23 protein-coding genes and 1 pseudogene are annotated in these 22,069 nt (G+C 67.7%); 14 read left to right on the top strand and 10 right to left on the bottom strand.

Features of this window, described 5'->3' with window-relative positions; all coding sequences use genetic code 11:
- Positions 1-129: 129 nt before the first annotated feature.
- A complete protein-coding gene (locus tag EV648_RS12555; protein ID WP_132289514.1) occupies positions 130-465 on the bottom strand; it encodes a hypothetical protein in 336 nt (111 codons plus the stop codon).
- A gap of 124 nt (positions 466-589) precedes the next feature.
- Between EV648_RS12555 and EV648_RS12560 the strand changes: the two genes are divergently transcribed.
- Entirely contained in the window at positions 590-994 is a 405-nt protein-coding gene (locus tag EV648_RS12560) for an Imm7 family immunity protein (RefSeq protein WP_132289516.1), read from the top strand.
- A 15-nt stretch (positions 995-1,009) separates the two neighbouring features.
- On the opposite strand, the gene EV648_RS12565 is transcribed toward EV648_RS12560, so the two are convergent.
- On the bottom strand, positions 1,010-1,237 hold the full coding sequence (locus tag EV648_RS12565) for a hypothetical protein (RefSeq protein ID WP_132289519.1): 228 nt from the start codon (positions 1,235-1,237) through the stop codon (positions 1,010-1,012).
- A 230-nt stretch (positions 1,238-1,467) separates the two neighbouring features.
- Between EV648_RS12565 and EV648_RS12570 the strand changes: the two genes are divergently transcribed.
- From EV648_RS12570 to EV648_RS12585, 4 genes are all read left to right on the top strand, one after another.
- The gene (locus EV648_RS12570) at positions 1,468-2,058 is read left to right on the top strand and encodes a maleylpyruvate isomerase N-terminal domain-containing protein (protein WP_132289522.1); all 591 of its coding nucleotides are present in this window, start codon (positions 1,468-1,470) and stop codon (positions 2,056-2,058) included.
- A 327-nt stretch (positions 2,059-2,385) separates the two neighbouring features.
- Entirely contained in the window at positions 2,386-3,042 is a 657-nt protein-coding gene (locus EV648_RS12575; RefSeq protein ID WP_132289525.1) for a hypothetical protein, read from the top strand.
- Between the two features lie 352 nt (positions 3,043-3,394).
- A complete protein-coding gene (locus EV648_RS12580) occupies positions 3,395-4,012 on the top strand; it encodes a GNAT family N-acetyltransferase (protein WP_199234567.1) in 618 nt (205 codons plus the stop codon).
- Between the two features lie 113 nt (positions 4,013-4,125).
- A complete protein-coding gene (locus EV648_RS12585; RefSeq protein WP_132289528.1) occupies positions 4,126-4,455 on the top strand; it encodes a hypothetical protein in 330 nt (109 codons plus the stop codon).
- A gap of 1,106 nt (positions 4,456-5,561) precedes the next feature.
- Here the strand turns inward: EV648_RS12585 and EV648_RS12590 are convergent.
- A complete protein-coding gene (locus EV648_RS12590) occupies positions 5,562-5,960 on the bottom strand; it encodes a hypothetical protein (protein ID WP_132289531.1) in 399 nt (132 codons plus the stop codon).
- 80 nt (positions 5,961-6,040) lie between these two features.
- Positions 6,041-6,319, bottom strand: coding sequence for a hypothetical protein (locus EV648_RS12595; RefSeq protein WP_132289534.1), 279 nt, complete (start codon positions 6,317-6,319; stop codon positions 6,041-6,043).
- A 153-nt stretch (positions 6,320-6,472) separates the two neighbouring features.
- Between EV648_RS12595 and EV648_RS12600 the strand changes: the two genes are divergently transcribed.
- The 4 genes and pseudogenes from EV648_RS12600 to EV648_RS12610 all read left to right on the top strand — a co-directional run bounded on the left by EV648_RS12600 (position 6,473) and on the right by EV648_RS12610 (position 9,681).
- On the top strand, positions 6,473-7,459 hold the full coding sequence (locus EV648_RS12600; RefSeq protein ID WP_132289537.1) for a hypothetical protein: 987 nt from the start codon (positions 6,473-6,475) through the stop codon (positions 7,457-7,459).
- 405 nt (positions 7,460-7,864) lie between these two features.
- Positions 7,865-8,083, top strand: a pseudogene (locus tag EV648_RS45180) (MBL fold metallo-hydrolase); the annotation flags it as partial.
- Between the two features lie 353 nt (positions 8,084-8,436).
- Positions 8,437-8,730 (top strand): hypothetical protein, encoded by a 294-nt coding sequence (locus tag EV648_RS44030; RefSeq protein WP_241995084.1) that lies wholly within the window; start codon positions 8,437-8,439, stop codon positions 8,728-8,730.
- A 174-nt stretch (positions 8,731-8,904) separates the two neighbouring features.
- Positions 8,905-9,681: a bifunctional 2-polyprenyl-6-hydroxyphenol methylase/3-demethylubiquinol 3-O-methyltransferase UbiG gene (locus tag EV648_RS12610; protein ID WP_132289542.1), complete on the top strand. Its 777-nt coding sequence runs from the start codon at positions 8,905-8,907 to the stop codon at positions 9,679-9,681.
- On the opposite strand, the gene EV648_RS12615 is transcribed toward EV648_RS12610, so the two are convergent.
- Complete coding sequence (locus EV648_RS12615; protein WP_132289545.1) at positions 9,619-10,653, bottom strand: serine hydrolase; 1,035 nt, start codon at positions 10,651-10,653, stop codon at positions 9,619-9,621. The two genes, EV648_RS12610 and EV648_RS12615, sit on opposite strands and share 63 nt — an antisense overlap.
- A gap of 395 nt (positions 10,654-11,048) precedes the next feature.
- A complete protein-coding gene (locus EV648_RS12620) occupies positions 11,049-11,693 on the bottom strand; it encodes a LysE family translocator (protein WP_132289548.1) in 645 nt (214 codons plus the stop codon).
- Between the two features lie 229 nt (positions 11,694-11,922).
- Between EV648_RS12620 and EV648_RS12625 the strand changes: the two genes are divergently transcribed.
- Complete coding sequence (locus EV648_RS12625; protein ID WP_132193375.1) at positions 11,923-12,102, top strand: DUF5302 domain-containing protein; 180 nt, start codon at positions 11,923-11,925, stop codon at positions 12,100-12,102.
- Between the two features lie 184 nt (positions 12,103-12,286).
- Here the strand turns inward: EV648_RS12625 and EV648_RS12630 are convergent, their stop codons facing one another.
- The 4 genes from EV648_RS12630 to EV648_RS12645 all read right to left on the bottom strand — a co-directional run bounded on the left by EV648_RS12630 (position 12,287) and on the right by EV648_RS12645 (position 16,275).
- Positions 12,287-12,691, bottom strand: a complete 405-nt coding sequence (locus EV648_RS12630) for an SRPBCC domain-containing protein (RefSeq protein ID WP_132289551.1) — start codon at positions 12,689-12,691, stop codon at positions 12,287-12,289.
- Positions 12,681-12,998: a helix-turn-helix transcriptional regulator gene (locus EV648_RS12635; protein WP_132289554.1), complete on the bottom strand. Its 318-nt coding sequence runs from the start codon at positions 12,996-12,998 to the stop codon at positions 12,681-12,683. Before EV648_RS12635 ends, EV648_RS12630 begins: the two co-directional genes overlap by 11 nt.
- 67 nt (positions 12,999-13,065) lie before the next feature.
- On the bottom strand, positions 13,066-15,174 hold the full coding sequence (locus EV648_RS12640) for an alpha/beta hydrolase (RefSeq protein ID WP_132289557.1): 2,109 nt from the start codon (positions 15,172-15,174) through the stop codon (positions 13,066-13,068).
- Between the two features lie 33 nt (positions 15,175-15,207).
- A complete protein-coding gene (locus tag EV648_RS12645; RefSeq protein WP_132289560.1) occupies positions 15,208-16,275 on the bottom strand; it encodes a class I SAM-dependent methyltransferase in 1,068 nt (355 codons plus the stop codon).
- A 106-nt stretch (positions 16,276-16,381) separates the two neighbouring features.
- On the opposite strand from EV648_RS12645, the gene EV648_RS12650 reads away from it, so the two are divergent.
- The 4 genes from EV648_RS12650 to EV648_RS12665 all read left to right on the top strand — a co-directional run bounded on the left by EV648_RS12650 (position 16,382) and on the right by EV648_RS12665 (position 22,035).
- Positions 16,382-19,126, top strand: coding sequence for an AAA family ATPase (locus EV648_RS12650; protein ID WP_132289563.1), 2,745 nt, complete (start codon positions 16,382-16,384; stop codon positions 19,124-19,126).
- Between the two features lie 10 nt (positions 19,127-19,136).
- The gene (locus EV648_RS12655; RefSeq protein WP_132289566.1) at positions 19,137-20,318 is read left to right on the top strand and encodes a cytochrome P450; all 1,182 of its coding nucleotides are present in this window, start codon (positions 19,137-19,139) and stop codon (positions 20,316-20,318) included.
- Entirely contained in the window at positions 20,315-21,343 is a 1,029-nt protein-coding gene (locus EV648_RS12660) for a phosphotransferase (protein ID WP_199234569.1), read from the top strand. Before EV648_RS12655 ends, EV648_RS12660 begins: the two co-directional genes overlap by 4 nt.
- Positions 21,344-21,405: 62 nt before the next feature.
- Positions 21,406-22,035, top strand: a complete 630-nt coding sequence (locus tag EV648_RS12665; protein WP_132289569.1) for a DedA family protein — start codon at positions 21,406-21,408, stop codon at positions 22,033-22,035.
- Positions 22,036-22,069: the final 34 nt, after the last annotated feature.

The following is a 22,069-nucleotide window of genomic DNA, read 5'->3' on the forward strand; positions in this document are numbered from 1 at the left end:
GACGTTAGACGTTGCCATCTCGCAGGAGAACCAACTCACTGTTGGACCACTCGGACGCGGCCTGGGGAGGCGCCAACTCGACACCGGCTACCGCGCCGTCGGCGCCGAACTCCGTTCTGAGAGACGCCATCAGGGCCGCAGCCTGCTGCAACGTCTCGGGTGAGTCTCCGGATCATCAAGACTCAGGCCGAGGACGAGATCGCCCTCCTCGGTGATGGTGATGATGGCTCCCTCGTATGCCTTGGCTCGCAGGTACAGCGAGAAGGCCGCGACTGCGGACTCATCGCGGCGAAGGTCCGCGAGAGCCCCATCGTCTCCTGGAGCGGGGTTCTGAGAGACGAACGTACGGAGGAAGGCGTCGAAACGAGGGTCACCGCCGTTGACGTATCGGTCGACGAAGCGCGAGAGCACGGCAGCTCTCTCATTGGTTCTGACCAGGATGTACACGTCGACAGTTGGCGGCACTTGTCGAACGCTACCGCCGAACACACTCGACACGACATGACCGCGCACTGGGATTTGGCCATCGCCACCTGGATGGCGTCACACACGGTACGCCGGGGTCGCGGATCATGAGAACCTCTGTCACATGTTCGAGTGGCACGGATGGGCGACCATCGTCGCGAGTTCAGAAGCGGAGGAGGACGCGGAGGCAGATGGGCGTCAGCGCGGTGTCGAGGCTCGGGTTGCGCAAGCCGTCGCCAGCGCCAAGGGGCGGGGCGTCGTCAATGAGACGGCAGACCTGCGTCATGCCAACGGCAGCCTCCACCTGTGGTTGGCAGGTTCCCACAACCATAGGGCTGAGGCAGTCATCGACTTGTTCCGATCAGTCGCGAGGATCGCGCCTGGATCGTATGGCGTGATGTATGTCTTCGACGATGATCTCACCGATACCTGGGAGCGCTGGGTGATGCGTCGCGGCAGCGTCAACAGCGAGGTCGACGCCAGCCTGTCGCCCCACGTTGGAATGGTTGAAGACCCGTACAACCGGTGAACCTTTGGCATCTCCTCAACTCGGCATGAGTGCGCGCATCGCGGCAGATCCGTGCGTCTCGCCCCCGACCAGGAACCGCAGGAACCGCTGCTCGTCCGCCGTCGCCCGGCCGAACAGCCCGTCCATCACTGCCCGGCGCCTGGCCTGCGAACCGGTGCCCGAGATCTCGGCCACCTCCGCGAAGGCCGTGCCCACCTCGGTCACGTCCAGGGACGGCTCCGCGGCCGGGTCCGGCACCTCCATCAGCGACCGCCACCGGACCCGTGCGGCGCTGCCGCAGCTCGCCGGACAGGTAGCTGACCACGATCTGGGTCTCGTCCGGGGTCGCCGTCCGGGACAGCAGCGCCGCGATCAGGTCGGCCTTGGTACGCCGCGAGCGGGTCGCCGCCACCGCGGCCGACGTCTCGACGAGATCGGTGAGCAATATGAGCACAGTCTGTCCCACCGCACCGACACCAGTACGATCTCCGCTCGTGACCGAACCGTTCACGCGCGACGACCTGGACGAGGTGGCCGGCCTCGTCGGGTCGTCCTGGCGTACCGGCCTCGACCGCGACTGGACCGCACCGGCCGGCACGCTGAGATGGTCCTGTGCCAAGACCGCCGACCACACGGTCGACGCGGTGCTCGCGGTGGCGGTGTTCCTGGCCTCGCGCAAGCAGGACGGCTATCCGGACTGGGGCTGGGGCGAGTTAACGATGGGTGCGGATCCGCGTCCCGGCGACCTGGTCGAGGCGCTCGCGACCGTGTCCCGGATCCTGTCGGCCGTGATCGCCATGGCAGAGCCCGAGGCGCGTGCGGTGATCTGGCGGCGGCCACAGGTCGAGACCCGGCCCGCCGCCGACTTCGCGGCCCGTGGCGCGCTCGAGCTGATCCTGCACGGACACGACGTCTGCGCCGGGCTGGGGATCGGGTTCGAACCACCCGCCGGGTTGTGCGGTCGGCTTCGGGACCACACCCGCGGGTGGCCGCACTGGAGCACACCCGGTTGGAGCGAACCGCCGGAGACCGGTGATCCGTGGTCCGACCTGCTTTCCGGCGCGGGCCGGCGGCGTACAGGCTGAGAAACCCGGATGAGTGTCCCGCGTCTGAAGTTCGTTGACGCAGGCCGTCGAAGCGACAGTCGTCGCCGGCTGACCAGCGCAGCCTGACGCTCGCTCGTCTCGCCAGACGTGATGATCGTCGGGTTGGCCGAGCGCCTCGCCGCCGACAACGGCACGCCGGCATGTCCGAGGAATCGCTGGCATCCCCCGGATGAGCGGACGTCCTCACATCGGCATGGTCGCGCTTCCCTCTCGGCGGCATGACCGGATGTTTCCTCCGGAGCGGGGTTGGGGCACCTTCGCGACAGCGAAGGTAGGCGCAGGCACGTGAGCCGAAGGGCGGAACCTGTGAGTGACAGCGTTCTCGGCGCCGGCATCCTCTCCCTGTTCGGCCTGATGGCGGTGTCCCTCGCGCTGGGGGCGAGACGCCGCCCGCCGGACGTGGTCGTCACGCTCGGCACGGCACGGGGAAGGTCGGGGCTGGCCGTTCATCCGTGGCGCGGCCACTGGACCACTCAGGCCATGGGCGGGCTGATCATCGGGCTGATCGTGCTCATGGGGCTGTGGGAGATCGGTTCGTCCAACTACTACGCCGCTGCATTCTTTGTGGGTAGCGGGCTGCTCATGGCCTATCTCGGCTGGTGCCGGTTGACCGGACGGGCCGGCGACGGCACCGTGACCCTGACTCCCGAAGGCATCCACCAGCTCTACGCCGGGTCGGAGGTCTTCGTCGACTGGGAGGATGTCCGCGGCTTGGTCACGACCCGGACGGACTTCATCATCGAAACCACCCGCCCCGTCGTGCCGGTCCACCACCTGCCGCCCCTCCTAGGACGCCGTGGTCTCGTCCGCGACGATGCCATCGCGCTGCCCCGGCGTCACCTGCCGCCGCTGCCGTTCCAGGAGATGGTTTGGCTGTACTCGACGAGCTCCGCGGCTCGCGACGAGCTGGGCACCGACGAGCCGCTCAAGCGAGCCCGGAGCATCCTGTCCCGGCCAGCTTGAAGCGGCGCCTCGTCTCGGACCACCAGCCGGTGAGCTTCCGCGGGAGACCGGGCATCGGTAGAACCGCCCACCACCAGCGGCATGACCGGATGGTCAGCGAGTCTTGCATCGGGCGAGCATCCACACCAGGAGCGCAACCAGAGCAACGAAGGCGAGGAACTCCGGGAAACCGACACCGAACACAGGCACACCTACGATCCAGCACGCCTGACCATCGACGGACCCATCTGCGGCAGAAGCGTGCGTCTGCGAGCGCGCGCAATGCGGCAGATGCGGACGTTGCCCCGAGGGTTGCGAGCCGTCGCCGGATCACCGGACGAAAATCGTCCGCAATGCGTTCTAGGCTGTCCACATGCCTGCCGATCGCTCGACGGACGACCTCGCCATCCGGCCGCTCGCGTCCGACACCTGGCGTGCCTTCTCCGACCTTGTCGAGCGGCACAACGGCGTGTTCGGCGGGTGCTGGTGCACGTGGTTCCACACGCTGTCCCGCGACAAGGACAAGGACAAGGACCGCACCTACGAGAGCAATCGTGATCTGAAAGTGCCAGCTGGTCGAGGACGGGCGTGCACACGCCGCGCTGGTCTTCGACGGCGACGAGGCGGTGGCCTGGGCGGAGTACGGGCCACCGGGAGGGCTGCCCAACATGAAACATCGGCAGGAGTACGAGGCGGGACTCGTTACGGCGCCCGACTACCGGATCACCTGCATCTTCGTGGACCGACGCTACGGCGCGGCGGCGTCGCGGCGCTGGCGCTCCGAGGAGCTCTGGACCTGATCTCCCAGGCGGGTGGCGGGGTGGTCGAGGGATACCCGCACGACATGTCGAAGCAGCCCGAAGGCAAGAAGATGTCGTCCTCCTTCCTCTACAACGGCACCCGCAGGATGTATGAGGAGGCCGGTTTCACCTACCAGCGGTCGAAGGGACAGAAGAACTGCGTGATGATCCGTACGATCGCTCCAGCCTGACCTGGGTCCACAGACAACAACCGGATTTCGGCACGACCGCGCGATCAGCGGCATATGCGCTCGCCGAGCAAGGCATGTGTCGCCATCGCGGAGAGTAGCTATTGCGTCACTTCGTGGAGTATCCGAAGGTCGATCTCGTGCTCGTCGGGACAAGGCTTCCCGTCTTTGGGGCAGATAAGCGGATCCTGGGACAGACAACCCGGTCTGAGCTGTTCAGCCACATCGACACACATCGTGCAGACCACCGTTCCGGCGAGGTTGATGTGGTCGCTCGGCTCGCCGCACAACGCGACAGCCCAAGTGGTGTCACGACAACAAACGAGGTGCATGATCTCGTCCTCGTCACTTATCAATCTAAGGCCCGGCTCGGCCGCCGGGCGCGTCGAGATGCCCTCTTGTTCGCTGGTGTGCGCGGCCACAACACCATTGTCTGGGCAGCGTGAACTGGCGGCCAGTCACTTCGAGGGTCAATAGTTGACCTGCTTCTAATCCTCTGATCAAGACCGGGCCTCGCGCGCAGAGCGGCAGATCCGGACGTTTACGGGGCGCATGTTGGTGTCCATGGACCACACTGTTGGTGGCGAGTGTCAGTCGAAGCGAGGTGCGTATTGGTCGACGCGAAGAAGCGCAGGTATCCGCGGGTCATGCGTGGCTGGTCGAATGCGCCATCGGAGGTCTCGGCAGAAAATGGGTGAGCCAGCTGGATGCTGCTCAAACACTCGGCGTGACAGTGCTGTCCGTCGGGTGGCTCATCGCTTGTGAACACCTCGAACCGGCAGATGGACCGGAGGGTCGCGGGTCACTCGATCGTCGCTCGATCGCGAGGGTCGCGTGGCGCAAGGACGCTACTTGGCGGGACCGCCTTGCGCGTAGGGTCAAGAACGTCGTTCGGTGGGTCTGATCCATGCGCCGACTCGCGTGAGCGCCTCAACCAAGGGGAGGTCTGTTGCCCATGCCGACCAACGACGCTGATGACTGCCCTCCGTCTCTCACGGAGTCTGAGTCCAATTACGTCGTGTTGCTTCGGGCTCAGATGAAGCGGCACGGGTGGATCCCATCGACGGCGCCTGATGATTGGTACGCGGGCATGGATGTCGAGTCCGCGGATGGACGGTGTTTAGCTTGGGTGGATCTCAGCGCGGACAACTGCGTGATGCTGACGGTAGGGGCCTACTACAACGGTGTGGTGACGACAGTCGGAAGCCTCCACAGTCAGTTATTCGACTTGCAACGCGACGACCCGCGAGTGCCCCCATCCACGTTCGGCGGCACGATCTCAGAGCAGGTAGTTCGCGCTGCTAACTGGTTCGACAAGCTGGTTCGCCGACCAATTCTCCGGAGCGACTGGTCCGCGACCGCCCAGGAGTACGCGTTTGCAGATGACGGAACATTGCTCGTCATCTCAGGGTCACGTCTGGATCGATCTGGCCCGCCCATTCGGGAGACCGTGATCAACACCTAGGTGTCCGGCCCAAGTCGGCTGCGGAGGCGAGCGCACATCGGCATTTGAGCGCGCGGTTCGCGCCATGAGCGAGCGGCGACCCCGGTGCTAGGGCTCGATCGAAACGTCTTTGGCGCCGTTGCCGTGCAATTCAAGAACGAGCAGGTCCAGGTCACCGAAGTCGTACAGCAGACGCACTCGGCCGTCCGCATGGAACTCGATGCCGTCTAGCCAAAGGTCCGCGTGAGGATAGCTGCGATGCCAACCTGGCGGCGCCGCGCTCAAGGCGTCCGCAGCGAGCACTGGTAGCTGTGGGATGAGCGATCTGAGGGCCCCCGAGGTCTCCGCGACGCGAGCGTCGGCTCGGTCTCCATGGATCTCGACGGTGAGCCGGGGGTCGCCATCCTTCGCCGGCGGCCGAATGAGTGGGGACAGCGCGATCGACGCCATGACTACGTCGCCGGCCTCGCTCCAGTGCGGTTCGTCAACCCACTCGATGGTGTCCACCCAGGCATTCTCCTCTCGACCCTCGTATGTGCCCGCTCCCGGGCAAGGTGACGCGGATGGCGGCATGAGCGTGCGTTCGGTCAGACGGCGAGTGCCAGGCGGGCGATCCGGAGGATGCGCTCGTAGTACGGCTGCGCGTCTGGCGGAACTGCCTGGATGGAGCGCTGGAGTTCGTCGGCGGCCTGCAACAAGCGAGACCGGTCCAGTTCGGAGAGCGAACCGGCCCTGGTTGCCCAGCGGTAGATGTCGGCACCGATCATGACGGCATCCACTTCCCCGTAGTCCAGGCCCTTCTCCACGGAGTCGGGGAAGGGCTCGGCCATGTGGAGGCGCATCTCTTTCGCCAGGAAGTTCGCCACACACAGCAGCGTAGAACGTCGACGCGCGCTCATCGGCATGACCGCGCTGACAGCGGCAGTCCCGCACTCGCAGGTGTCGTCGCGGGAGGATCCAACCTAGCCCTCGGCACAATTCAGTGCGCTTCCGGACGGCTCTTGGCCGATGATGCTGTCGTGAACGACGACCAGGATCAGGTCCCTGCCGAGCAGCGGCTCTTCGATGCGGTTGCGCAGTGGAACGCAGAAACCGGCTACGGCACTACCGATCTGATCGACGCAGCCTGCCTCGCTCTCAGCGAAGGACTCGACTCGCCATCACTGCGCGACCTCGGCGGAGCATCGCCTAAGGACTCCATGTTCGACCTCAAGGAGATGGTCGACAACACGCTCGACGAACTCAAGATCGCGCAGCCGGGGACCCTACGGCAGGGTCACGTCATTGCTCGCGGAGGCGGGACCACGCGGCGCCTCGGAACTGACATGATTCAGTTCGAGGTCGCCGAAGCGCCCGATGAGTCGGGCGGTGGATTCCAGCTACTCGTCTACGTCAACGGCGCCGAGATGACGGCCGCTGGAGCTGGGCTCGGCATGGATCCCTACGACGTGCTCGTTCCCAACAACCTGCTCGTGGCCACCGCCGAGGCCCACAAGATCCCGATCGCCCGCTGCGAGTGCGGCGTGTACGGCTGCGGTTCAACCGACGTCACGATCGTGAGAGATGGCGATTTGGTCCACTGGGACTGGCTCCTCGAAGCCCCCATGAACCGCGGAGCAACCTTCCCCGCGGCAGACTACGACAATGAAGTCGATCGCCTGGGCTCCAGCCACGGGTGGGAAACGCCCGACCGGACAGCAGGGAGGCTGATCCTGCGTGACGTCGATCGTCAAGCACTTCTCGCCTACAGGCTAGTGCCCAGCTGGGTCGCCAATGACCGCCGGAACGCAGCGGTGTTCCGGGTAGCCCTTCAGATCGGCGACGACTACCAGGTCTTCATCGACTTTCCGTGGGAAGATCGCACTCCGCTGGAGCTCGCTCGCTACGTGTGCCACACCTTGTCGCACGCACCCCGGACATGGGCCGCGACCTGGCATGCGATCCAGCCCTCCATCAGCGAGGCACCCAAGATCGCCGGGCGGAAGTGGAAGCCAGCCCACTTCTAACCTTCAAGGAGTGCGAGCATTCGTCGGGGTCGGACCGCGTTACCGTAGAGGACACCCGACGCACTCAACTCGGCATGACAGGGCAATGCAACTCGGCCATCGCCGCCCTCTGTAGTGGGCGCCATGACAACGACAATTGCATCGCGCAGGTAGCACGTCATGTCGATGTCGCGGCGCAGGGCGCCCGGGGATGAGGTCTTGTGTGGGGTGGGTGGGGCGGGGGATGTTGTTGGGATGACGTCGTCACCCGCGGTTGGGGTAGTTGAGCTTGACGAGCTTGCCGTCACGGTCGTTGTTGATAATGCGACTGACACGTTGTCGTCTGTCGGTGCTGGGATTCCGCAGGTGCCGGAGGTTGTGCGGTTGCTCGGGGGCCAGTCGATCGGGGTGCATGAGGGGCACGAGATGGTGGTTACGTTCGACCATCTTTGCGTTGCTTGTCATGGGTTCTCGGCGCTGGCTACGGCGCGACGGGGGGATGAGAGCGCCACGGTGTTGTTCGATGTCGGGCCCTACGGAGACGTCTGGCTTGCTAACGCTGAGCGGTTGGTCCTTGAGCTGGCGGGGATTGACGTGCTGTTCCTGTCGCATTGGCATTGGGATCACTCGGGTGGGATACCGACTGTGGTTGCCGCCATCGCGGGCGAGCGGAGTCGGGTGGGACGGCCGCCACCTGTTGTCGATGTTCATCCGGATCGGCCGGATCAGCGTGGGTTGCTGACTCCTCTTGGGAAGTTCGCGATGTTGGCGGGAGAGCCCACGCTCGAGGCGATCGTGGCTGCGGGCGGGGAGATCGCGGTGCATGCGGAGGTGCACCCGGTCGCGGGGCTCTTCGTGGGGAGCGGCGATATCCCGCGTACTACGAGCTACGAGGCGGGGTTGCCGGGGCATCACACCTGGCGGGATGGCCAGGCCAGGACCTGGAGATCCACGACGAACGCTTCCTCGCGGCGTCCGTCCGCGGCCGCGGTACGACCGTGTTCTCCGCGTGCTCGCATGCGGGAATCGTCAATGTCGGCCTCGAGGCGCGCCGGCTGTTCCCGGAGCAGCCGGTCGATCTCTTGCTGGGCGGGTACCACCTGGCCGGAGCCGCCGTCGAGGATCGCATCGGTCCCACGGTGCGGGACCTCGCGGAGTTGGTCGCGCCGCGGATCGTCGCGCCTGGTCACTGCACCGGCTGGCGGGCCGCCGCCGCACTTGCCGACGCCTTCAGCCCAGCCGGCTTCGCCCCGAGCGTCGTCGGGACCCGCTATCCGCTCACCGCGAGCTGAGAGATCCCCAAGCTCCCGGACGTCGAGAGATCCCGAGCGGCCGGGCCCTGAGAGATCCCGAGCGGCCAGACCTTGAGAGATCCCGAGCAGTCGGACCCTGGTCCCCGCGCGCCGGACCGGGACGGTTGGGGAATTCGGTCGCGGCGTGGGTGGGGCGATGTCTAGGGTCGGGGGATGCCTGATGCGTTGTTTGCGGTGCCGCGGTTGGTGGGGATTTATGACTCGCTGGAAGCCGAGCGGCCTGATCTCGAGGCCTATGCCGCGATGATCGAAGAATTCGGCGCCCGGCAGGTGCTGGATGTGGGGTGCGGGACGGGGACGTTCGCGTGTTTGCTGGCGTCGCGTGGGGTTGAGGTCGTCGGGGTGGATCCAGCACGTGCCTCGTTGGAGCTGGCGCGGAGGAAGCCTGGGGCGGAGCGGGTGCGATGGGTTGTGGGCGACGCCACGTCATTGCCGGAGCTGCAGGTGGATCTGGCAGTGATGACGGGGAACGTGGCTCAGGTGTTCGTGACGGATGAGGATTGGGCGGCGACGTTGGGTGGGGTACGGCGGGCGCTGGCTCCGGGTGGGCGGTTCGTCTTCGAGACAAGGGATCCCGAGCGCAAGGCGTGGCTGGGGTGGAATCGCGAGCAGACGTACAACGAGGCCGATATCCCGGGCGTAGGCGTGGTCAGGAACTGGACTGATCTGCTGGACGTGAGCGGCTCGCTCGTCACCTTCCGCGGGACCTATTACTTCGAGTCCGACGGTGCGACGCTCACCTCGGACTCGACCCTCCGCTTCCGCACTCGCGAGGAACTGGAGCAATCCCTGGCCGCCGCCGGTTTCGCGGTTGACGAGGTCCGCGATGCTCCTGACCGGCCTGGCCTGGAGTTCGTGTTCGTCACCTCAGCCGTCGAGGTCGTCGAGGTCGGCGAGGTCGGCGTACAGGGCGTTCAGGAGGCGCGGTAGGCGGTCGGCGTGGATAGCGGCGGTCGCTGCGCCGTTCAAGTAGACGGCGACAACCAGGTCGCGGGCCGGGTCGGCGAAGGCGGTGCTCCAGGTTTGCCCGCCATGACCGTAGGTGCCGGACGAGGCGCGATCACCGAAGCCGTACTGCGGAGCGGCTGATCCCAGCACGAAGCCGAGTCCACGATCCAGCCGCGCGTCCAGCACCTCGTCGTACACGTCGGTGAGGTGGTGCGAGGTCATCTCCCGGAGCGTGTCCGGCGACAGGATGCACCCGAGGGACTCGTAGAAGCGGCCGAGCTGGCTGATCGGTCCGTGGATGCCGCCGGTGGGACGTCCCCAGGTCACCCAGTACGCCGTACCGGAGCGGGCGATCCCGGGGATGCGCGCGATGCGGGCCTGGTTCCGCTCGTAGATCTCGGGCGCCATCGCGAGCCAGCAGTCGTCCAGGCCGGCAACCTCGAAGATCTCCTCGCGAACGAACTGGTCGAAAGGGCGTCCATCGAGGCGAGTCACGAGCTCAGCGACGATCCACATCGCAATCGAGTTGTAACCACATCGTTGCCCAGGCACCCAGTCGGGCCGCAGTGGCGAAGCACAGATGTCAGCAACCAGCTCAGCTGCAGACGCCTGCTTGGTGATGCTCGTAGTCAGTCCAGCAGTGTGAGTCAGCAGATGCTTGACGCTCACCCGCTCCTTGCCCGACGCCGCGAACTCAGGCAGGTGATGGTGCACCGGATCATCAATGTCCAGGGCCCCGCGCTCCCAAAGAACCGCCAACGCGACACACGTGATCGGCTTGGTGGCGGACGCCCACTCGACGATGGTCTCTCGCGCCATCGGTACTCCGGGCTGCGCCTCGCCAAGCGCGACATCAACCCAGGGCGTCCCGCCCACCGAGGCGTAAACCTGCGCCCCGGTGTGCCATCCGGCCCCGATTCCGTGCTCGATCTCCCACTCGATCCGGCTTCGCACCGCCCCAGTTAACTAGCTGGGGCGGTGCGAGGGATGGTGGAGCGGCCAGGGTGCCGGGGCAGGGGAGTGGGGCTCACCCGACACCCTGACCTGTCAGGGGGTACCGCGGGGTGCGGTGGGTACGGCGCATCGGACGGGGTGGTGCGGTGGCGGGTGGGCGACTGCCGCTCTCGAGTGGGGTTGTCGCGCCTGGTGCCTTTGGGGCCGGGGGCCGTAGAAGTAAATGTACTGGTGAGTACCAAACGGCCAAGGGGGCGCGCATCACACACCAAGGGGCGTCAAACGCTTGATATACAAGGGATCCCGGCTCGGTGGATGCGAAGCGTGGCGGAAGTCGAACGGTTGGTGAGTGGTGGGCGTCCGGGCCCTGCCGAATCGCGCGAGTCGGAAGCCGGTCAGGGCGTAGCGGGGCGGGCCTGGTCGGTGGCGAGGCGGACGGCGAAGACGGCGAGCGCGGTACCAGTTAGATAACGGTGGACTCGCATCCAGAGGGGCTTGCGGCTGAAGAAGAGGGCGACCGAGCCGGCGGTGATCACGAAGACGGCGTTCACCAGGACGCCGACGGCCAGCTGGGTGAGTCCGAGGAGCAGGCTCTGGGTGCCGACATGGCCGCGGGACGGGTCTACGAACTGAGGCAGCAGGGAGATGTAGAGGATCGCGATCTTCGGATTGAGCAGGCAGGTCAGCAGGCCCATCCCGAACAGCTTCCGCGGACGGTCGGGCTCGAGCTCGTTCGGCGTGAACGCGGAGCTGCCTCCCGGCCGGAGTGCGTTCCAGGCCAGCCAGAGCAGGTACGCCGCGCCGGCCAGCTTGAGCGTGACGTAGATCTCCGGCACCAGGGCGAACAGCGTCGCCAGGCCCGCGGTTGCCGCCAGCAAATACACGAGGAACCCGACGCCGACCCCCGCGAGCGAGGTCAACCCGGCCCGTCGTCCCTGCGCCACCGACCGCGACACCAGGTAGATCATGTTCGGCCCGGGAATCACCACCAGCCCGAGCTCGACCAGCGCGATCCCGATCACCGCCTCAGTGCTGATCACCACCGCACATCCCCTCCGCCCGTCCATCGCCGTCGCCTGCCGCCTCAGCGACGTTAACAGCCGTCACTCCGGTGGCTCAGAGGTTTTTCTCAGACTGAGATGGTCGAGGCGAGTGGCCAGGTGGCGGCTGGGAGGGGCGGATCGGACACCCCGGGTTAATGGCTGGCGGTGGGGCGTTCACAATTGGTTAGCTAAGCCCATACGCCTGACGGTTTGTGAAGGAGACGGTATGAGCGACAAGCCCAGCGAGCCGGCGCAGGACGAACTGCAGAAGAAGTTCCGCGAGGCGCTCGCCAAGAAGAACGCGCATCACGAGTCGCACCCCGGTAGCGGGCCGCGGCACGAAGGTGTCGGCGAGGCGCACAACGACAAGCAGAAGCGCCAGTTCCGGCGCAAGTCCGGCAGCTGATTCCGCCGCCCATCCATCCATTCCGAGCCCCGGGTCGCCGCCCGGGGCTCTACCTTTGCCCTACTCGGCGCCCGCCCGACGGCTGCGCGACCGCCCGCACCCCGGTGCGCCGTGCAGGCGACCGCCCGCACCCCGGTGCGCCGTACAGGCGACCGCCCGTACTCCGGTACGCCGTGCAGGTGGGTCAGGGGGCGAGGAGGTCGGCGAGGCGGGGGAGTTGGAGTTCCCAGCCCTGGAGGTGGCCGGTGGCGTCTTCGGGGGTCAGACCGGTCTGGGTGAGGAGGAGGCGGGTGCCGGCGTCCACCTCGGTGAGCTCGACGCGGACCTCGGACGGCCCGTCCTCGTGGTCCCACTGCCAGGTGAACGCGAGGAGACTCGGCGGGTCCACCTCCGTGTAGCGACCCCGGACGACGTACGGGCCCATCTTGACCAGGTACTCGCCGCCGACCCGGACGTCTGCCTCGACGGTCAGGTCCAGCGTGGGGTTCGGGCAGTACCACCGAGTCAGCAGGCCGGGCTCGGTCCACGCCGCGTATACCCGCTCGATAGTTGCCGTCAGCATCCGTTCGATCCGGACGTCAGTGCTCATCCTTGCTCCCTTGCAAGAGGTCTTCCAGCCGGTCGATGGTGCTGTTCCAGTACGCCGTGAGGTCGCCGAGCCAGGCCTGTACTTCGGTCAGCGCGTCCGGCCGCAGGGTGCACACCACCGTGCGGCCAACCTTGCGGCGGGTGACGACCCCCGCGTCGACGAGCACGCCGACGTGTTTCGTCATCGCCGGCGCGGTCACCTGGTGCGGTGCGGCCAGTTCCCCCATCGTCGCCTCGCCCCGGCTCAACCGGGTCACGATCGCCAGCCGGGTCGGATCGGCCAGCGCGGCGAAGGTGATGGTCAGCACGAGAAAAACTTCACCAAACGGTGAAGTGTTTGTCAACCACGAGACCTCCTCGGGAAGAGCGTGGCGGTCAGAGGAGTGGGGCTAGGAGGGAGGCGGCTCGGGTGGCGCCGGTGGTGGCGACCGGGCGGAAGGTGGGCGTGGAGGTGAGTTGTTTGGCGATGGCTCCGGCAAATGCGTCCGGGTCGGAGGCTTCCTCGTAGGAGAGGTGGTGCCCGGCCTCGTAGCGGTCGAGGCGGGCTCGGACGTGGAAGTTCTGCTCGAAGTGATGGCGCAGCGGCACGTAGATGAACGGCACTCGCTGGGCGGTCAGTTCCATGCAGGTGGTGAGGCCGCCCTGGGTGATCGCGAGGTCGGCCGCCGCGAGGTGATGATGCAGGTTTGCCAGATACCCGTGCACGGTCACCCCCGGCAGCGACGGCAGGGACGCCGGATCGATACGAGGACCGGTCACGATCACGAACTGCAGGTCGGGGACCAGCCGTCGAGCCAGCGGAACGGCGTCGAGAACCCTGCGGAGCAAGGAAGAACCAACCCCCGACCCGCCGACCGTCACGACGCAGAGCAGTTCGTCCCGGGCATAGCCGAGGCGCTCTCGAAGAGCCGCGCGGTCTGCGGTCTCGGCCGGATCGAAGCCGGTCACGTAGCCCGCGAAATCGAAGTTCTGCTCGGTCCAGTCGCGAATAGTCGGCAGTCCGGGACCGAAGCTGGCGTCGACGATATCGTCCGGGTCGCCGACGAAGATCGACCGGTCGCGGAGCCGGGCGTAGCGGGCGCGTTGTTCGAGCATCTCCGCGTTGTACTCCGCGGTCAGCCGGGCCTCGCGGGAGCCGCCGTCCGGCATCGGCAGCCAGCCGACGAAGTCCGTCAGCCAGGCGTAGGCGAACCTCTTCAGTTCCGGGTTCTCGTGCAGGAAGTGGTCCACCTCCCAGGCCTCGTCGCCGATCACCAGGTCGTAGTACTGCGCGTCCACCACATCGTTGAAGACCATGAAGTTGTTGACCAGGATCTCGTCCATCCGCCGGATCGCCTGGAACGCGTGCAGATCGTGCTCGTCGGCCTCGAACTCGATGTGTTCCGACTCGTTACACAACCAGGCCGAGGCCGGATGCACGCTCTCGCCGGCGTCTTCGAGCACCCGGGTGACCGGATGCTGCGCGAGCCAGTCGATCTCCAGGGCCGGGTGGTGCTGCCGCAACTCCCGCGCGATCGCCAGGTCCCGCTTCGCGTGCCCGAGCCCGATCGGCGACGACAGGTAGAGCGCCCGCCGCGGCCGGTTCGCGGCCCGCACCCAAGTACGGCGTACCGGGCGGGGTGCGACCTGGTCCACGAACTCCTTGAGCAGGTGGTTCACCTTCACCGGTTCGCGGGCGGGCGGGCCGTGCCCGCCGCCCGCGATCGTGACGAGTGAGCCGCCGGTGAGCCCGGCGAGCTGAACACCTTCCGCGTAAGCCCGGATCGCGTCGCTGTCGCCATGGACCACCAGCACCGGGCACCGTACGTCAGGCAGCACCCCGGCCTGCCTGGCGTGGCGGGCGGCCTCCGTGTCGACAAGTCGTTCCGGGCCGATCTGCCGGCCCCACTCGATGCAGTCCTCGAGCTGCTTGCTGGAGTGCGGCTCGCGGAACATGTTCTCGAAGAAGTACCGCAGGAAGTCCTCGTAGCCGCCTTCCAGCCAGTAGTGACGGTTGTACTTCGCCGAGCCGTCGTGGGTGGGATACCGCGCGTTCCAGGCCTCGCGTTCCTGCTCCGCCCGCGCCGGGACCATCCCGGCCGCCGCGCCGATGCAGACCACCCCGAGAACCCGGCCGGGCTGGTCGGACGCGGTCTGCAGGGCCCACGGACACCCCCGCGAAAATCCCACCAGCACGCAGTTCGCAGTACCGGTGGCGTCCAGGACGGCCAGGGTGTCCGCGACGTACTCGGCATCGGCGTAGGCGGTCGCACCGACGGGTTTGGCCGAGGCCCCCGAGCCCCGGCCGTCGAAGGTGACGACCCGGAAATGGCGAGCGAGGTAAGGAACCTGGGCCTTCCAGACGCGGGACGGCACGATCGACCAGGTCGGCAGCAGGACCACCGTCGGCCCGTCGTCGCCGTACACCTGGTAGGCGATCGTCACGCCATCGCGCTCGATCGTGCCCGCCTGATCGGCCGTCCGCGCCGGTCGTTCGTCAGTCATCCGAGTCGCCCCCCACCCCTCCGATCGACTGTCTCAGGGCCGTGCTTCGAACACCAGGTTGAACGGCGTCTCGGCGGCCGTGCGGAACCGGGAGAAGCCGGCTGCCTTGGTGACGTCGCGGATCCGCGCGGGACCGGCCTGGGTGCCGAGCGCGAGGCCGACGTCCTGGGACAGCGAACCCGGAGTACACAGCAGCGTCGAGAAGCCGTAGTAGGCGCGGCCGACCGGGTTCAGGTTGTCCTCGACCTTGTCGCCGGCCATCGGTTCGACCACCATCCAGGTGCCGTCGGGGGTGAGCGACTCGCGGACGTGCCGGGCGGCGCCGACCGGGTCACCCATATCGTGCAGGGCGTCGAAGGTCGTCACCAGTTCGAACCCCGAGCCGCTGTATGCCGTCGCCGGGGCGACCTCGAAGCTGACGCGATCCGCGACACCGGCTTCCTCCGCGCGCCGGCGGGCGGTCTCGATCGACTCCGGGTGGTAGTCCGAACCGGTGAAGGTCGAGCGCGGGAAGGCCTGGGCCATCAGGATCGTCGAGGAGCCGTGGCCGCAGCCGATGTCCGCGACGCGGACCCCATCCTGCAGTTTCTGCACGACGCCTTCCAGCGCGGGAAGCCAGCCCGCCACCAGGTTCGCGTTGTAGCCCGGGCGGAAGAACCGCTCGCAGCCGAGGTGCACGTCGGAGTTGTGCTCATGCCAGCCGATCCCGGCGCCGCTGCGGGCCGCCTCGATCGTCTGGTTGGTGTGGTCGACGGTGCCGAGCGCGATCTGGAAGAACCCGGGCAGGAACGCCGGGCTGCTCTCGTCCGTCAGGGCGACGGCCTGCTCGGGCGGCAGGACGTAGGTGGCGGTCGCCGGGTCGTACTCGACGAAACCGCCGGCGGCCTGCGCGTTCAGCCACTCGCGGGCGTAGTGCTCGCTGGTGCCGGTCCGCTCGGCCAGTTCGGCCGGCGTGGTCGGGCCGGCGCCCGCGAGTGCGCGGTAGTAGCCGAGCTTGTCGCCCATCACCACCAGTCCGGCGTTCAAGGTCGCGCCGACCTCTCCCACGGCCTGGCCGACGAAAGCCATCAGTTTGTCGGTGTCCACTGCAACGGTAGTCATTTCAGGTCCCCTCCCAGGGTTGCTTAGCTGTTCGTGACCGTAGGACTGCGGACTGACCGGTCGCATCAGGTGACCCACCTGGTCAAGAGATGGTGTACTGCCAGACATGCTGATCGGGCGGGACGCCGAACGGCGGGTGATCGAAGGGCTGGTCGCGGGGGCGCGGGTGGGTACCAGCGGGGTGCTGCTGATCACCGGGGAACCGGGAATCGGCAAAACCGCTCTCGTCGACGAGGCAGCGGCACTCGCCGTGGGCCTGCGTGTCCTCCGGGCCCGGGGGACTGAGGCCGAGCGCGAGATCCCCTTCGGCGGCCTGCTCCAACTGCTCCGCCCTGCCCTTGCCGACCTCGGCCGCATTCCAGCGCCGCAACGCGAAGCCCTCGCGGCGGCCCTGGCCCTCAGTACTCCGGCCGAGAGCGCGGGGGAGGTCGGGCGGTTGGGGGTGGACCGGTTCGCGGTGGGGGCAGCCACGTTGAGTCTGATCTGCCGCTACGCCGAGGTGAAGCCGGTGGCGGTCCTGGTGGACGATGCGCATCTGCTGGATCGACCGTCGGCCGAAGCCCTGTTGTTCGCGGCCCGGCGGCTGGTCGCGGATCCGATCGCGCTGGTCATCGCAGCCCGGGAAGGCGAGTCGCATCCGTTGGCGGAAGCCGACCTGCCGCAACTCCGGGTCGGCGGAGTCGGGTTGGAAGCGGCGCATCGGCTGTTAGCCGGTCTGCCGGTCGATCTGGTGGCCGCGCTGCACCGCACGGTGGCGGGCAATCCGCTGGCGTTGCTGGAGCTTGCCGGCGACCCTGAGCAATTGCAGCGACTTCCACCGGGCGTACCTGTGCCAGTGCCCGCCCTGTTGGCCGAGGCCTTCGCCGCAAGGGCCAAGCGGCTCAGTACAGCAGCGCAGACCGCGCTGCTGGTCGCCTCGGTAGAGGACGGTGACCTGGGCGCTATGGCTCGTGCTTGCAACGAGCTGGGCGTTGAGGTCGCAGCGTTGGGTGAAGCCGAGCAGGCGTCGCTGGTGACGATCGCGGACGGACGGGTGGAGTTCCGGCATCCACTGGTTCGCTCGGCGATCTACGCGAGCGCGGAGCCGGCTGAGCGACGTACGGTCCATCGGGCGATGGCAGGAGCCGTGCACGACGCGGACCGGCGAGCCTGGCACCTGTCGGAGACCGTGCTCGGCACTGACGACGAAGTCGCCGCAGGGCTCGAGGTTGCTGGCAGGCATGCGGTCGAGCGGGGCGCGCAGGCAGTGGCGGCGACGGCCTTCGAGCGGTCAGCGCGCCTGACTGAGAGTGTGCAGGCGCGAGCGCTCCGCTTGGTCGCGGCGGGACAGGCAGCCTGGTTCGCGGGCCTGGCTGATCGCGCGGACGGCCTGCTGGCCGAGGCGCTGAAGCTCGAACCGCCCTTGCTGGTGCGCACCCAGGCGAACGAGCTGCGGGCGGACATCGCGGTGAAATGCGGATCGCCCGCCAGAGCTCGCGACATCCTGCTCACCGCGATCGCCGAACTCGCGGGTGCGGAAGACAAGCTCGACGAGCTGATGATCGGGTTGTCGGCGGACGTGGTCAATGCCTCTTTCCGGCTGGGGGATGCGGCCGGCGCGTTGACGGCTGCCGGGGAGATCGACGAGCGGCTCGATCGGGTCGGGCGGTCGCCGGCGCGGATCCTCGGGTTGCTGTCGAGTGGAATGGCGAAGATCCTGGCCGGGCGTCCGGGGACCGACCAGATCCGGGAAGCGATCGCGCTGACCCCTTCGGTGGCGATGGAGCGCGACCGGCGGCAGACCTGGATGGTGCTGGCCCCGATGTTCCTGCGGGAGTCCGGGACAGGTCGTGCGCTGGTCGAGGAGGCCATGGGAGAGCGCCGGGACCAGGTGGCGGTGGGGATGTTGCCCGGCCTGTTGTTCCACCTCGGCCGCGATGATGCGACGACCGACCGCTGGGCGAACGCGGTCGCGTCGTACGACGAAGGCATCCGGCTGTCCCGGGAGACGGGGCAGACGACCGAGCTCGCGATCACCCTGGCCGGGCAGGGGTGGCTGGCGGCGCATCGGGGGCGTGAGCTGGAGTGCCGGGGGTTCACGGCCGAGGCAACGCGGATCGGCACCGAGCGGGAGATCCACCTCGCCGTGGTCTGGTCGTTGTTCGCGCTCGGTGATCTCGAGCTGGGCCGGGGTAATCCGGCCGACGCGTTGCCGCAGTACGAACGGCTGGTGGAGTTGCTTTCGACGCTGGGGGTGCTGGATCCGGATCTGTCACCCGCGCCGGAGCTTGTCGAGGTGTACCTCCGCCTCGGGCGGAACGAGCAGGCGGCCGCGGCGGCGCGGACGTACGCAGTACGGGCGAAGGAGAAAGGGCAGCCGTGGGCGCTGGCCCGGGCGGCTCGGGTGACCGGGTTGATCGAGGACGACGATGCTTGGTTCGAGGAGGCGCTCGGCGAGCACGGGAGGACGCTCGACGTGTTCGAGACGGCGCGGACCCGCCTGGCCTACGGAGGCTGGTTGCGGCGCGCGCGGCGACGAGTGGATGCCCGGGTCCAGCTGCGCCTTGCCGTCGAGTCGTTCGATCAGCTGGGTGCTCCGGGCTGGGCCGATCTCGCCGCGGCCGAGCTGAAGGCGACGGGGGAGACCGCTCGCCGGCGCGAGCCCAGTACTGCGGACGAGCTGACTCCGCAGGAGCGGCAGATCGCGTTGCTGCTCGCGGACGGGCAGAGCATTCGGGGAGCCGCAGCCAGGTTGTTCCTGAGCCCGAAGACCGTCGAGTATCACCTGCGCAAGGTCTACACGAAGCTCGGCATCCACTCTCGGGCGGAGCTGGTCTCGCGGCTGGAAGACGGTGGTCCGGGGCGAACGTAATGTGGTCGGCGTGACTTCCCCGTTTACAGAGACCAGCGGGATCGCCCGGCACGCGAGCCTCGCCGAGATCGGTGCGGCGGGGGCGTTGCACCGCATGATGCTGTTCACCGGGGTGCCGGTGTGGCTGGTGACGGGCTACCCGGAGACGCGCGAGTTGCTCGCGCATCCGGACGTGGTGAGGTCGTCGTTGGAGGGACCGCACCGGGACACGGTGACGGACGACCTGGTCTCGGCGCTGGACCAGCACATGCTCAACGTCAACCCGCCGGACCACACCAGGTTGCGCAAGCTGGTCTCGGCCGCCTTCACCCGGCGCCGGATCGAGCTGCTCGAACCGCGGATCCGTGAGATCGCCGCGGACCTGCTCGACGAGATGGCGGCCGCGGGGGACCGCGTGGACCTGGTCGACTCCTACAGCTACCCACTGCCGATCACGGTGATCTCGGAGCTGATCGGCATCCCGGCGATCCGGCGCGACGACTTCCGGCGCTGGTCCTCGATCGTGGTGAACGCATCGGTGTACCCGGCCGACGTGTACGTCGAGGCCGCGCTGGCAATGGTCGACTTCATCCGCGAGCTGATCGAGGACAAGCGGGTGGCGCCGTCGGGCGATCTGCTCTCCGACCTGATCGGGGTCCGTGACGGCGGCGACCGGCTCAGCCCGGACGAGCTCACCTCGATGGTCTACCTGCTGCTCGCGGCCGGGCACGAGACCACCGTCAGCCTGATCACCAACGGCGTCCACGCGTTGCTGCGGCATCCGGACCAACTCGCCCTGCTGAAGGCCGAGCCGGAGCGACTGCCCGCCACGGTCGAGGAACTGCTCCGGTACGACGGACCGCTTCAGGCGGCGATCCCGTACATCACGAAGGCGCCTGTCGAGGTCGGGGGCACCACCATCGGCGCGGGTGAGGTGGTCGTGTTCGCGCTGCTGGCGGCCAATCGCGACGGCGACAAGTTCGCGAAGCCGGATCAGCTCGACATCACTCGCGCCGAGAGCTCGCACATCGCTTTCGGGCATGGCATCCACCACTGTCTCGGCGCGCCGCTGGCCCGGCTGGAGGGGCGGATCGCGCTCGGCATGCTGCTCGCGCGGTTCCCGGACCTGGCGCTCGCGGAGCCCTCGCAGGACCCCGTCCGCAGCCAGGGTCTGCTGATGAACGCCATCACCGAGCTACCGGTCCGCCTGTGAACGATCATCAGCAGGGCTTGCAGCAGGCCGGGGATCCGGCTGGCGCTCAGTACGCCGGGAACAGCTTCACCGCGCTCTGGACCTCGAGGGAGTGGCGAGCCGAGGCCGAGGCGTGGATCGACGAGCAGCTGGCTGCGGCGCGCGTCGAACGACTTGGCGAGGTGACTCAACCGCGGGTGAGGCCGTGGGGGACATTGCTGCGCGTCGACACCAGTCACGGTCCGGTCTGGCTGAAGGCACCAGGCCCGGAGACGGTGTTCGAGGTCCCGCTCTATCGGGTGCTGGCCACTGTCGCCCCGAAGTGGGTCCTGGACCCGATCGCCGTGGACGTCACCCGCGGCTGGGTGCTGTTGCCGGACGGCGGTCCCACCCTGCGCGAGGTGCTGGGTGAGCGGAGTCTGTCCGACGCGCTGGTGAACGTGCTCCCGCAGTACGCGCAACTGCAGGTGGATCTGCTGCCGCACACCGAGGACCTGCTCGCGGCGGGTGTCGCCGACATGCGGCCGGCGGTGATGCCGCAGCGGCTGGAGGAAGCGCTCGAGACGACCGGGCGGTACGTCGAGTCGAGCGGTGACGCCGAGGCTCGGGAGATCCATGCCTGGGTCGCGAGCCGGCGGGAAGACTTCGCGGCGCGTTGTCGCGAACTGCCCGACCGGGTCAGCCTCGATCACAACGACCTGCACTCGAACAACATCCTCGGCGGTCCGTCGGACCAGGTGCGCTTCTACGACTGGGGCGACAGCGTGCTGGCCCACCCGTTCTCCAGCCTGCTCGTCACGCTCGGTTCCCTGACCCGCAAGCTCGAGGTGGCCCCCGACGACCCGCTCGTACTGCGGGTGCGGGACTCTTACCTGGAGGTATTCGGCACCCCGGCCGACCTGGTCGCCGAGCTCGATCTGGCCTGCTGGATCGGCAAGGTCGCCCGGGCCGTGGTGTGGGATCGCGCACTGCACGGCGACCCCGGGGAGTTCGCTCGCGCCCCATTGGAAACTCTGGGCTCACTGAGGATGAATTCCTGGCTCTGACCAGCCTGAGCGGTTTTGTTCGATTGGGTTCCCCTAGGTCCCAGATGGCATGCTTGGCCGCGATGACAGACTTGATGGAAGCCGCTAGGCACATCCTCAGCATCGCCATGGCTTCCCACTGGCTCCTGCTGGTGCTCTTCCTGGCTGCCGCCATCGATGCCGTCTTCCCGGTGGTGCCGAGCGAGGGACTGATCGTCACCGCGGGCATGGCCGCCGCGGCGGGTCACCAGAACCTGCTGCTCGTGATCGTCGTCGCGATGGTCGGCTCGGTGATCGGCGAGTCCGTCTGCTACTTCCTCGGCCGTGGTTCCGGCCCCGCGTTGCACCGCTGGATGCGCCGACGAGACGCCCGGCAGGCGATGTTCGAGAAAGTGTCGCTGGCCCTGCATTCCCGCGGCGGCCTGATCCTGATGACCGTCCGCTACATCCCGGGTGCGCGGATGATCGCCACCCTGACCGCAGGCGCCACGGCGTACTCGTTCCGGAAGTTCCTGGTCTTCACCATCGCCGGCGTGACGGTCGCTTACACGTACGTCGCGCTGCTCGGCTACCTGGGCGGCGATGCGTTCGCGCACGACTCGCTGAAGGCGCTGGCGTTCAGCCTCGGCCTGGCCGGGCTGATCGGTGTCGTGATCGAGACCTCCCGCCGCATCGTGAACCGCCGCAAGGCCGCGAAGGTCACAGCGGGGTAACGATCACTCACCGCGGCGCGAGGGGACGCTGCGT

Source organism: Kribbella sp. VKM Ac-2568 (genome assembly GCF_004345365.1).
Classification (GTDB): Bacteria; Actinomycetota; Actinomycetes; order Propionibacteriales; family Kribbellaceae; genus Kribbella; species Kribbella orskensis.